The sequence below is a fragment of the Agromyces sp. PvR057 genome (genome assembly GCF_040547485.1).
Taxonomy (GTDB): domain Bacteria; phylum Actinomycetota; class Actinomycetes; order Actinomycetales; family Microbacteriaceae; genus Agromyces.
In genome coordinates, this window is record NZ_JBEPPT010000001.1 from 558,143 (window position 1) to 570,860 (window position 12,718).

The window sequence follows — 12,718 nt, forward strand, 5'->3', positions numbered from 1 at the left end:
GTGGCCGGTGGTGTCGGTCGGAGGGGGCGGCTCCGGATGCCGCGACGCGCCGCCGCGGCATCCGGAACCGCCTGATGGATCAGCCGCAGTTGGCGGCGGGGGTGGGGAAGGCTCCCTCGAAGGTGGAACCGTCGGCGGCGCTGCCCGTGAGGGTGAGCGTGCCGGCGGGGATCGACGAGAGTCGCGTCGACTGGGCGGTCGAGACCGACGCGCCCGCGGCGAGCGTCAGGTTCTTGCTGCCGTACGGAGTCTGCAGCATGGCGTCCGCGCGCTGGTCGTCGGCGTTGCGCGTCGTGACCACGAGCTGCACCTTGCCGGCGACGCATCGGGTCGCGGCGGTCGCCTCGAGTTCGAGGCCGCCCCGCAGCTCGACGGATGCCGAGGTGGAGGTGGCGACGAGGCCGTCGGCGTAGCCGTCGTACTCGGCGGTGACCGAGGCGATGCCGGCCGGCACGGTGACGGTCGCCGAGCCGTCCCGCAGCTCGACGGTCTCGCTCCAGTCGCCGCCCGAGAAGGTCACCGTGCCGACGACGTCGCCGCCATCGGCCGCGGAGACCTCGGCCTCGACGTCGCGGCCCTCGGCCGTCAGCTCGGTGGTCGAGTCGACGGCGGTGATGCCGGTCCAGTCGTGCATGGCGGTGAGCACCGTCTGCGGCACGCTGACGAAGGCGCCGTGGCGCGGGCTCGCGGGCAGGCCGCCGACGGGGCGGACGTTCCAGTTCGCGCGCTGCGAGAGGCGATCGCTCTGCGAGCTCGAGGCGATCTCGGCGCCCGTCGTCGCGAACGCCCGGTAGCCCCCGGCGCCGTAGTTGTCGACGAGGAAGACGTAGCCGTCGCCGCTCGCGTTGTTCGGGTCGCCCTCGTTGAGCTTCACGATCTCGGGGCCTTCACCCGACTGGCCGGTCTCGAGGCTCGTCATGCGGGTGTCGGTGAGCTGCCAGGTCCGGCTCGGGTCGGCGCTCCAGCTCGACGCGGTCGTCGGTGCGGTGAGCACCTTCGAACGCTCGAGGAAGATGTCCTTGCCGGCCTCGAGGGTGCCGGCGGCGCCGCTCTCCTCGTTCTTCGTGAAGCGGTAGTAGTAGTCGTCGATCTTCGTGACCGTGGAGTCGATGCGGGCGTATCCGGTGTCCTGCCAGCTCGCGGGCGGCGAGGTGAAGGTCTTGAAGTCGCGGGTCAACACCTGGAACATGCGCGCGTACAGCTTGTCGCTGTTCGTGTGCGAGGCGTCGGAGTAGAGGCGCGAGGCGAAGAACACGACGTAGGACTGCAGTTCGTCGTCCCAGTACGCCTCGGGCGCCCAGGTCATGCCGGCCGCGGGCTGGTTGATCGTGATGCCGGTGTTCTGGCCATTGGTGCGGGTCCAGTGCACGAGGTCGGTCGACTCCCACACCTCGATCTTGAGGCTGCCCTCGGACTGGGCGGGGCCCCATCCGGTGCCGCAGCTGATGCAGAGGTCGGTGGCCACCATGTAGTACTTGTCGCCGTCGTGCGAGCGCAGGATGTACGGGTCGCGGAGGCCCTTGGTGTCGGCCGTCGAGGTGATCACCGCGGCACCGCCGTTGACCGGCGAGAAGGTGAAGAAGTCGTTGCCCGACGTCGCGGCCTGGTAGATCTTCTCGTCGCCGTCGGACTTGAAGTACGCGGAGGCGTAGCCGGCGTCGGGGGCGGAGCGGGCGTGTTCGGCGACCGTCACCGTGAACGACTTCTCGACCGCGGTCGACCCGAGCACCGCGTGGGCGGTGAGCGTGACGGTGCGGTCGCCGTCGCCGTAGGCCGGCCTGGCGACGAGGCCGCCGCCCGCGAACGGGTCGGCGGAGCCCACGGCGGGCGCCGCGTACCCGGCATCGGTCGGGGTGACCAGGGCGGGGTCCGACGAGGTCCAGGTGATGGCCGCGCCGTTGACGGAGCCCTTGGTGACGAGCGGCAGGTTCTCGGTCGTGCGCGAGGCGAGCGAGATCGCGTCGAGGTCGGCCGAGGGCGAGGCGGCGAGCACGGTGAAGGCGAAGGTGATCACCGTGCCCGTCGGGGTGGTGGCGGTGACCGTCACCGGGGTGTCGGCGGCGACGGTGCGCGAGACGACGCCCGTGTTCGAGATCACCGCGGTGTTCTGCGAGGCCCATGTCAGGGCGACGCCGTTCGAGGACGCGGGGAAGGTCAGGTTGCGGGTGACCTGCGAGGCCGAGGGGTTGGCCCCGAGCACGGTCGGCAGCAGGTCGGCGCGCAGGAGCGCCTCGTTCGCGGCCGCCTTCGCGGCGGCCGTCGGCATGCTCTCGGCGACCTGCGGTTGGGTCAGCGCGACATCCCAGAACTTGACGTCGGTCACGTCGGCCTGCACCAGCGCGTCGCCCGTGTAGAGCGAGCGGCCGAGGTAGCCGAGGGTCGTGCCGGTCGGGATGATCGAGCTCATCGCGTAGGTGTGCGTGACCGTCGAGATCTGCACGCCGTCGCGGTACAGCGTGAGCGCGTTGCCGTTGCCGACGAGGGTCAGCGTCGAGAAGCCGGGGTTCAGGCCGCCGCCGTTCGGCAGGCGCACCTCGCCGTTGGCAGTGGCCGACTTCACCCGGATGCCCGAGAGCACGGCGTTGCTGTAGGCGGATTCGCCCGATCGCGGGTTGACGAACACGTGGTTGCCGAGCGCGGTGGTGTTCCACGCGCCGACGCCGTCGCCGATGACCCAGCCGAACTGGTTCGTGGCGGTCTGGGTCGCGACCGTGTACTCGACCGTGAACGCGTTGTCGGTGCCCGTCACGAGGCCCTTCGGGAGGGCGGCGTAGCCGTCCTTCTTGAACCGCAGCACGGCGTCGCCGGCGGCATCCGCGAACGAGGCGTCGGTGAAGCCCGTGAGCGCGGCGTTGCGCCCGTTGCCCGAGATGTCGAGCAGCTGGTTGCCGGCGTGCGTCATGTCGTAGTGAGCCGTGACGGCGGGCAGTTCGGCGGCCGAGGCCGAGAGCGGCACGGCCATGCAGAGCCCGGTGGCCATGGCCCCGGTGAGGGCGGCGGCGAGCAATCGCCGCGACCTGGAAGGTGGGAGGAGGGCGGACGGGCGCATGGGTCTCCTTGCAGTCGCCGTTGACGAGGATCCGGCGAAGAGCGCCGGAACGCCTGAATGTTACCGGACACATTTCGAGAAGCCAAGGGTTTCGAGCCGGAGAGGAATCCTCACCTCGAACCTCTGGCGAGCCGTCTCGAGGGTGTGCTAGGTTCACGCCGTTACCGGTAACAATCGCCTGTCGCCGGACCCAGCCCGTCAACGAAGCCGAAGGCTCGAGGAGCTCTCAATGTCGAAGCACGCCGTCATCACCCGCGCCCTCCGCGCCGGTGGATTCGCGATCGGAGCGGCCATCACCGCCACCGCGCTCGTCGCCGCACCGCTCGCCTCGCCCGCCCCCGCAGATGCCGCGACCATCGCCGCGACGGCCGCCGCGACCACCGCCGCGCCGCGTACCGGCCTGCTGGCCGAGTACCTCTTCACGCAGGCGACGGGCAGCAGCGTGCCCAACTCGGCCGGGGGAGCAGCGACGGCCGGCGCGGCATCCGTCGTCAACGGCACCGACGCGCTCTGGACCGGATCGTCGCTGAAGCTCACCGGCGGCGCGAAGACGAGCACCGCCGACTGGGTGCGGCTGCCCGACGGCCTGCTGGCGGGCAAGCAGTCGGCCACGATCACCGTCGAGACGAAGTTCGACGCCTCGATGCTCACGACCTTCAACTTCCTCTGGAACATCGGCAGCGACAGCACCACCTCGTACTTCTTCGCCACGATGCGCGACAAGGCCCGCACCGCGATCACCACCGCGAGCAACGGCGGCGAGGCGAACGCCAGGGCCACCGCCTCGCTCGCCGCCGATCGCTGGTACAGCGTCACGACCGTGCTCGACGGAGCCGCCGACACGCTGGCGTTCTACATCGACGGCGTCAAGGTCGGCCAGACCGCGACGAGCCTCGAACCGTCGTCGATCGCGACGCAGACGGTCAACGCGATCGGCCGCTCACCGTGGCCCGACCCGTTCTACAAGGGCGAGGTCTCGGCGTTCCGCGCCTACGACCGGGCGCTCTCCGCCGCCGAGGTCGCGGCGGTCTCCGACGCCGACGCCGGCGCGCACGCCTCGACCTTCGCGGCGAGCGCCCAGGCCGCACTCGATGCGATCCAGCCGATCGCGATGACGGATTCCTCGATCACGCTGCCCACATCGTCGGCCGCCGGCCTCAGCTGGTCGGCCCCCTCGGCCGGGCTCGCGCTCGGCGCGAGCGGCACCACCCTGCAGGCCGTGCAGCCGGCGCCGGGCTCGCCCGCGGCGAGCGGTACGGTCACCGCGACGGCCACCGTGCGCGGCGTGAGCGCCTCGAAGCAGATCCCGGTGAGCGTCTCGCCCGCTGCGGAGGCGACGGATGACTACGGCTACCTGCTCGTGCACTTCATCGAGGACTCCGCCGGCTACGCCGAGAAGATCTACCTCGACGTCTCGCGCGGCGACGACCCCGAGCAGTGGGACCCGCTGAACGACGGCAAGCCGATCCTCGCCTCGCAGCTCGGCACCACCGGCATCCGCGACCCGTACCTGACCTTCAACCCCGAGACGAAGACGTACTACATCATCGCGACCGACCTGCGCGTGTTCGGCGGCGACGGGGGCTCGGGCTCGTGCACCAGCTGGTGCTACTGGACCAAGAGCGCCAGCACGAAGCTGCTCGTCTGGGAGTCGACCGACCTCGTGAGCTGGGGTGCGCCCCGCAGCATCGACGTCTCGCTCGACGCGAGCGGCGCCGAGGTCGCCGAGCTCGGCATGGCCTGGGCGCCCGAGGCGACCTGGGTCGACGACTACTACCCCGACGGCCGCGGTGCATTCATCATGTACTGGGCATCGAACGTCTACCAGGACCCCGAGCACACCGGCACGAGCTACAACCGGGTGCTGTGGGGCGCCACGACCGACTTCACGCAGGCGACCTACGCCTACGGCGGGCCGTTCGTCGACCCGGGTGCGAACGCGATCGACACCACGATGATCCAGGACGACGGCACCACCTACCGCATCACGAAGGACAACGGCCTCGGCAAGGGCATCTACATGGAGTCGACCGCCGCCGCCCGCTGGTGGGAGTCGGGCACGACGTGGACGCAGCTCCAGACCAAGATCGGCGCGGCGTGGGCCGGCGGCAACGCGGGCGGCGTCGAGGGCCCCGCGGTCTTCAAGAGCCACAGCGAGGACCGCTGGTACCTGTACGTCGACGTGATCCCCTCGACCGGCTACCGGCCGATGACCACCACCGACCTCGACGCCGGGTGGACCCAGCTGAACGACCCCGGCTTCTCCATGGCCCCCAGCACCAAGCACGGCGGCGTGGTCTCGCTGACCAAGGCGCAGTACGACACCGTCAGGGCAGCGGATGCCGCGACGGCCGTCACGACCGACCTCGGGTCCGTCGAGGTCGCCCAGGGCAGCACCGCCGACGCCCTCGCCGACGCGCTGCCCGAGAGCGCCGAGGTGCGACTGGCCTACGACCGCGGAACGGCGACGCGACCCGTCACGTGGGACGCGGCATCCGTCGACCTCGCCACCCCCGGCACCTATGAGGTGAGCGGAACCGTGAGCACCTTCAGCGCCAACCTCGACACCTGGACGGGCGCCGGCGGATCGACCGCCTGGAACGCGCCCGACCGGGTGCTCTCGAGCAGCCGCGCCGTGACCGTCGAGGCGACCGTCGTGGTCACCGCCGCCCCGACCGGCCCGTCGTTCGCCGTGACGGCGGAGACGCGCTGCGTCGCCGGCAAGGTGGCGCTGGTCACCCAGCTCACGAACACCGGCGACGCGACGGCCGCGATCACGGTGACCACCGCCTACGGCTCGAAGGTCGTCCAGCTCGCCGCAGGCAGGACTGCCAGCCAGACGTTCAGCACGAGGCTCGCCTCGGTCCCGGGCGGCGAGGTCGTCGCGACCTCCGCCGCCGGTTCGAAGACGGCCGCCTTCGCAGCCCGCGGCTGCAACTGACCGCCCTCCACGCGACCAGGCTCCTCCCGACCTCTCCGAAAGGACACCTCCCATGGTGAAACTGGCACGCGCCGTCGCGCTCGCCGCAGTCGGCGCGCTCCTCGGCGGGCTCGTCACCGCCTCGGCCGCACCCGCGGCCCAGGCCGCGACCGATGACCTCGGCATCGAGTCGTCGAAGGTGCTCGAGCTGAAGCTCGACGGCGATCTCGCCGACACCAGCGCGAACGCCGCCGCCGTGAGCCTGCAACGCGGCACCGCCGCGTACGCGACCGGCATCCACGGCCAGGCGTTCGCGTTCAACGGCTCGACCGCGCTGAAGCTCGGCACGGCCTCGTACCTGCAGCCGCAGGACCTCACCGTCTCGTTCTGGTACAACCCCAATGCGACCATGAGCGCCGAGCAGGTCTTCGCCTGGAGCAAGACGGTCTACAACTCCGACGGCTGGTACCTCACCTCCGAGAGCAGCACGACCCCGCTCGCGCTGTCGATCGGCCCCTCGACCGGGCAGCCGTACAAGGTGGCCGTCGACGCCGACCGCGCGACCTTCTTCCCTGCCGGGAAGTGGACCCACGTCGTGGCGACCTACGACCACACGACGAAGGCCGTCGCCTTCTACCGCAACGGCGTGCTCCAGCAGGCGAACGTGAAGACCCCCGTGAGCGCGACCGCCTCGGGCGTGCTCGGCTCCGAGGGCACGAGCACCAAGACCGTCGGCTACAACGGCCCGAACTACAACGGGTCGTACCTGAACGGCCGCCTCGACGACTACGCGCTCTACAACGGCGTCGCCACCGTCGCCGACGTCGTGACGCTCACGCAGCGCAACGACCCCGCCTTCGACCCGGCGGCGGTCGCGCAGTCCGACCTCGCCGCGATCTCGATCCCGGCGGATGCGAGCGTCGCCTTCCCCGTTCCGGCCGCCGGGCAGAAGGGCAGCACGATCGAGTGGACCTCGTCCGACGAGTCCGTCATCGCGATCGACGGCGAGATGGCCCGCGTCACCCGCCCCGAGACCGAGTCGGCCGCGGTGCGGCTCACGGCGACCGCGACCTACGGCGGCAGCGACCCCGTCTCCCGCGAGTTCGACGTCGTCGTGCAGCCCGGGGAGGACTCCGTCTCGCAGTACCTCGACGACGCGGGCCTCGAGAACGTGACCGTGACCGACGGCTACCTCGAGAACGCCAACGGCAAGACCATCGACTACCTGCTGAGCCTCGACCCCGAGAGGTTCCTCTACTCCTGGTACGTGCAGGCCGGCCTCACACCCGCCACCTCGAGCGGGTACGGCGGCTGGGAGCGCTCGACCGGCACCCGCTTCCAGGGCCACTTCTTCGGCCACTACGTCTCCGCGCTGTCGCAGGCGTACGCCACGACGACGGATGCCGCGGTCAAGGCGCAGCTGCTCGCCAAGCTCACCGCCGCGGTCGACGGTCTCAAGCGATGCCAGGATGCCTGGGCCGCCGCGAACCCGTCGAGCGCAGGCTACGTGGCGCCGTTCGCCCTGAATGCGCTGCCGAGCGGCCGCGACGGACTGCTCGTGCCGTTCTACAACCTGCACAAGGTGCTCGCGGGGCTGCTCGACGCCCACGCGTACGCGCCGCCCGCGGTCTCGGCGAAGGCCCTGTCGGTGGCATCCGGCTTCGGCACCTGGGTGAAGAACTACGCGGCGTCGCTCTCGAACCCTGCCGTCATCCTGAACACCGAGTACGGCGGCATGAACGAGGCCCTGTACGAGCTGTACAGCATCACGAAGAACCCCGTGCACAAGCGCGCAGCCGAGTACTTCGACGAGGTCACGCTCTTCCAGAGCCTCGCGAACGGGCAGGACGTGCTCAACGGCAAGCACGCCAACACCACGATCCCGAAGCTCGTCGGCGCGCTCAAGCGCTACACGGTGTTCATGGACGACCCCGACCTCTACGCCACACTCACCCAGGCCGAGAAGGACGCCCTGCCGATGTACCGCACGGCGGCCGAGAAGTTCTGGCAGATCGTCATCGACGACCACACCTACGCGAACGGCGCGAACAGCCAGTCGGAGCACTTCCACGGCGCCGACACGCTCTACCAGTTCGCGACCAACGGCGTCACCACGGGCTACGGCGAGAACTCCACCGCCGAGGGCTGCAACGAGTACAACATGCTGAAGCTCAGCCACGCCCTCTTCGCCGTGACGAAGGACGTGAAGTACGCCGACTACTCCGAATCGACCTTCATCAACACGATCCTCGCCTCGCAGAACCCCGAGACGGGCATGGTCACGTACTTCCAGCCCCAGACCTCCGGCTACGCGAAGGTCTTCGGCACCCGCCTCGACCAGTTCTGGTGCGACCACGGCACGGGCATCGAGAGCTTCACGAAGCTCGGCGACTCGATCTACTTCACCGACGCGACATCGGTCTACGTGAACCAGTTCCGCAGTTCGGAGTTGCGCTCCGAAGGGCAGAACCTGCGACTGGTGCAGACGGCCGACGTGCCGGCGAGCCCCGACGTGCACCTCGAGGTGAGCGCGCTCGACGGCGGAGCGGTCGCCGACGGCACCGTGCTGAAGCTGCGCGTGCCGGCCTGGGCGGCTTCGACCCCCACCCTGACGGTCAACGGCGAGGCGCAGGATGTCGCGGCGCTCACGAGCGACGGCTACCTCGAGCTTCCGGTCGCCGCCGGTGACGAGATCGACTACACCCTCGCCGCGCAGGTGACCATCGAGGATGGCACCGAGAACCCGAACTGGGTCGCCTTCAAGTACGGTCCGGTGCTGCTCGCGACCGAGCTCAGCCGCGACAACGTCGGCGCCAGCTACACCGCCGGCGTGCTCGTGGAGATGGGCGTCGCCGACACGTCCCTCAGCTCCGACGTGATCGTGGCCGACGCCGAGGCCTGGAAGGCCGACGCGGCGACGAGCATCGAGCGCATCGCCGACGGCGCGAACGCGAACGGCATGACCACCATGCGGTTCAAGCTGCACGGCGTCGACGCGACGTCGGCCGCGCTCACGTTCGAGCCGTACTACAGCCTGTACGACGCGCGGTACGCGACGTACATGACCCTGGTCGAGCCCGACTCCGCCGAGGCGCAGGCCCTGATCCTGAAGGGCAAGCAGCAGCTGCGAGCGGCCGAGACGACGATCGACTCGCTGACCTCGTTCGACGACAACAACAGCGAGGCCGACAAGAATTACCGGTTCGTCAACTCGACCGTCGGCGTCTACAACGGCCAGAGCTTCCGGCACGCGCCGGCGGCCGCCGGCGCCTACTTCCAGTACGACATGATCGTCGACCCGTCGCTGCCGAAGAACTACCTGGGCGCGCGGTACTACGGCGGCGACAACGGGCGAACGTTCGACGTGTACCTGAACGACGTGCTGCTGAAGCACGAGACGATCACGAACGCCGGCGGCGCCACGAACTGGTACATCCAGTACGACCAGATCCCCAAGGCGGTGCTCGACGGCATCGCCGCGAAGGACAGCTACAAGCGCGACCAGAACGGGCAGTTCGTGCTCGACGAGCACGGCGAGAAGATCCCGGTCGTGACGGTGCGCTTCCAAGGCAACGGCACGAGCTTCGTCGGCGGCCTGTTCGGCCTCTCCACCTCCTCGTCGAACAGCTACGGCACGGCGGCCGAGCTCTCGAAGCTCGGGGTCGACGGCGGAACGCTGTCGCCGGCCCTGATCGCGGGAACGCGCGAGTACACCGTCACCGTGCCGCTCGATGCGACGAGCGTGAAGCTCGACTTCGACCCGGCCGTGCCGAGCGGACTCGTGCACGTCGACGGGATCCTCATCGACGACGCCGAGCCTCGCACCGTCGCCGTCGCGGCGGGCACGGACCCGACCACCGTGATCGTGAAGGCGTACGCGCAGGACCACACGACGAACGTCACGTACACGCTGAAGATCGTGCGGGCCGTGCCGGAGCGCGAGCTGGCCGTGAGCGCCGAGGCGAGCGTCCGATGCGTCGCGGGCAAGGTCGTGCTGGTCGTCAAGGCGACCAACGGCGACGACGTGCCGGTCGTGCTCGACGAGACATCCGCCTACGGAACCGCCACGGCCTCGCTCGCCGCGGGCAAGACGGTCTCGAAGACCTTCTCGACCCGGGTGGGCTCGGTCGCGGCCGGCTCGGTGACGGTCGCCGCCACGGCGACGGTCGACGGCGCGCAGGTCTCGACCGAGGTCGCGGCGGCGTACCCCGCGCTCGGCTGCGGTTGAACCGGTCCGGCGGCCGTCACCCTCACCCGGTGACGGTCGCCGCACCACCATCGACGGACGCACGCGAGACACGAGAGGAGTACGACGACATGAGGCGGACAGAGCGAGAGCTCCTGGCGGCAGGCGGCCCGGGGGAGGCCGTGGCGACGGGTCGGCCGTCGTTCGACGCGCGTTCCGTCGCGGCACCGGCGGAGGGCTCAACGACCCGATTCGACCCCCGCGCGCGGTCGCGGAGCGCGGATGGGGCGGGTCCGTCGAGCGGGCCTCCGAGCCGTCTTGACGGCGCTGGACTGCGTGCCTATCCTGTAAATGTTCCCGGGAACATTCTCGGTTCCATTGCGGCCCCACGACGGGCCGCCACCGGCAAGGACGCCGACCTCGGTCGCATCCCGAGCCACACAAGCGAACGTGACAGCCCCCTAGCTGCACGACGATTCGGCTCGGCGGAAGCCGACCGAGAAACTGGAGGAATCATGATCAGCAAAGGTGCTGCAGCGCGTTGCGCGGCGGGAGTTCTCGGCGGGCTGCTGCTCGTGGGTGTGGGGAGCGCGGCGTTCGCGGAATACCCCGACGCAGAGGGCAGCTCGGGCGTCGACGTGAAGGTCGACATCGCGTCGGTCGAGAACGGCGCGCTGAGCCTCACGGTGGAGAACACCGAGACGACCCTGACCGAGACGGGCTCGACGGCCCAGTACCGCCAGTTCACCGGCGCCCTCCCCGACGTGACGGTCACCGACACGCGCGATGAGGTCCCCGCCGGCGTCTACTGGTACGTGACCGGCCAGGCCGGGAGCTTCGTCGGCGAGAACGGCCAGCCCGACATCAGCGCGGAGCACCTCGGCTGGTCGCCCGCCCTCGTGACCACGGGCAACGGCGAGGTCGCCGCCGGTGACGTCGTCGGCACCACGCTCGACGTCACGCCGAACAACGTCGGCCTCACGGGCGAGGAGCTGCTCGCGCTCTCGCTCGACTCCGCGGAGTCCGCCGCGGCATCCGGGCAGTGGACGGCGAACGCCGACCTCGTGCTGAAGACCCCGGTCGACGTCGCGCCCGGCAGCTACACCTCGCTGCTGACGCTGTCGCTCTTCGAAGACCAGCTCTGACCCCATCCGCCAGCGGTCGGGTCGGCGCGACACCGCCGACCCGACCGCGAACACTCCGACCAGGACGCACCGTGATCCGAACCATGCTCCGCTCCGCGACCGTCGCGCTCGCGCTCGTCGCGGGACTCATCGCCGCGACGGCCGCGCCGGCCGCCGCCGAGGAGGGAACCCCGGTGTCCTGGTCGGTCACGCCGGCGGATGCGGCCGGACCCGACGGACGCGTGTCCGTCGAGCACCCCATCGATCCCGGCGCGGAGACGCAGGACCACCTCGCGGTGCGCAACCTCGGCTCCGAGGAGGTCACGTTCCGTCTCGCGGCGGCCGACGGCTTCTACAACGACAACGGGCGCTTCGACATGCTCCCGTCCGACCAGCAGTCGGTCGATGCCGGCACCTGGATCGACCTGCCCGAGAGCGTCACCGTGCCGCCCGGGGGAACGGTCGTGGTGCCGTTCACGATCACGGTGCCCGAGAAGGCCGAACCCGGCGATCACGCCGCGGGCATCGCGGCCTCCGTGCTCTCGGTGAAGCAGGGCGACGGCGCGGGCGTCGGCGTCGAGAGCCGCGTCGGATTCCGGGTGATGACCCGGGTCACCGGCGAACTCGCACCCGCGTACTCGGTGACGAACGTCGCCACCGACTACGACCTCTCGTGGAACCCGATCCGGCCAGGAAGCATCGACGTCTCGTTCGACGTGGTCAACGAGGGCAACACGAGGCTCGAGGTGTCCGGCGTGCTCGAGATCGCCGGACGGAGCATCGCCTTCCCCGGCAAGACCGAACACCCGCAGGACGTCCTCCCCGGAGAGAGCCGGTCGTTCTCGCTCACGGTCGACCAGGTCTGGCCGCTGCTTGCCATCCCCGGTGAGATCGAGCTCGCTCCGACGGTCACCACCGCCGGCGGCGAGGAGACCACCGTCGCGCCCTCGTCGACGGGCGTCTTCGTCTGGGCCGTTCCGTGGCCCCAACTGCTGCTCCTCATCGGCATGGTCCTCGTCGCGATGGCGCTGCTCTGGCGTCGTGGCCGGTCCAGGCGCCGACTCGACGCACTGCTCGAGCAGGCACGTGAAGAGGGCCGTCGCGACCTGGCCATGGAAGGCCGGAGGTGATCGGCGGGTGGCTCGGGCATCTCGAGAAGCTCCCGGTCGTCGGTGGGGGACCGACGACCGATCCGCACGGCATCGTCATCCGCGTCGACATCCCGCCGCTCGGATGCGTCCAACTCTGCGGCCCTGAGTCGCTCCCGTTCACGGGCGTGACCGGCGACCTGCTCGCCTGGGCCGCGGCACTGCTCGCCGGGGGAGCGGTGCTGTTCATCTCCACGGTCGTCGCACGGCATCCGATCGGACGCACGCGCCGCTGACCGCCACTGCTCCACATCCGTCGTGCCCGGACTCGGGCGCGACCACGTCACAGGA

Annotated in this window: 6 protein-coding genes; 5 read left to right on the forward strand and 1 reads right to left on the reverse strand. The window is 70.2% G+C overall.

Going from position 1 to position 12,718, the window contains the following annotated elements:
* Nucleotides 1-79 precede the first annotated feature (79 nt).
* Nucleotides 80-3,049 carry an immunoglobulin-like domain-containing protein gene (locus ABIC29_RS02500; protein WP_354242413.1) on the reverse strand — a complete coding sequence of 990 codons (2,970 nt, stop codon included), beginning with the start codon at nt 3,047-3,049 and terminating at the stop codon, nt 80-82.
* A gap of 229 nt (nt 3,050-3,278) precedes the next feature.
* On the opposite strand from ABIC29_RS02500, the gene ABIC29_RS02505 reads away from it, so the two are divergent.
* The 5 genes from ABIC29_RS02505 (at nt 3,279) to ABIC29_RS02525 (ending at nt 12,663) form a co-directional block, all read left to right on the forward strand.
* On the forward strand, nt 3,279-5,990 hold the full coding sequence (locus ABIC29_RS02505; protein ID WP_354242415.1) for a LamG-like jellyroll fold domain-containing protein: 2,712 nt from the start codon (nt 3,279-3,281) through the stop codon (nt 5,988-5,990).
* Nucleotides 5,991-6,042: 52 nt separating this feature from the next.
* Nucleotides 6,043-10,197, forward strand: a complete 4,155-nt coding sequence (locus ABIC29_RS02510; RefSeq protein ID WP_354242417.1) for a beta-L-arabinofuranosidase domain-containing protein — start codon at nt 6,043-6,045, stop codon at nt 10,195-10,197.
* 473 nt (nt 10,198-10,670) lie between these two features.
* Nucleotides 10,671-11,300 (forward strand): hypothetical protein, encoded by a 630-nt coding sequence (locus tag ABIC29_RS02515; RefSeq protein ID WP_116080697.1) that lies wholly within the window; start codon nt 10,671-10,673, stop codon nt 11,298-11,300.
* A 71-nt stretch (nt 11,301-11,371) separates the two neighbouring features.
* A complete protein-coding gene (locus tag ABIC29_RS02520; protein ID WP_199471277.1) occupies nt 11,372-12,409 on the forward strand; it encodes a WxL protein peptidoglycan domain-containing protein in 1,038 nt (345 codons plus the stop codon).
* On the forward strand, nt 12,406-12,663 hold the full coding sequence (locus tag ABIC29_RS02525) for a hypothetical protein (protein WP_116080699.1): 258 nt from the start codon (nt 12,406-12,408) through the stop codon (nt 12,661-12,663). The genes ABIC29_RS02520 and ABIC29_RS02525 overlap by 4 nt, the downstream gene beginning before the upstream one ends.
* Nucleotides 12,664-12,718: the final 55 nt, after the last annotated feature.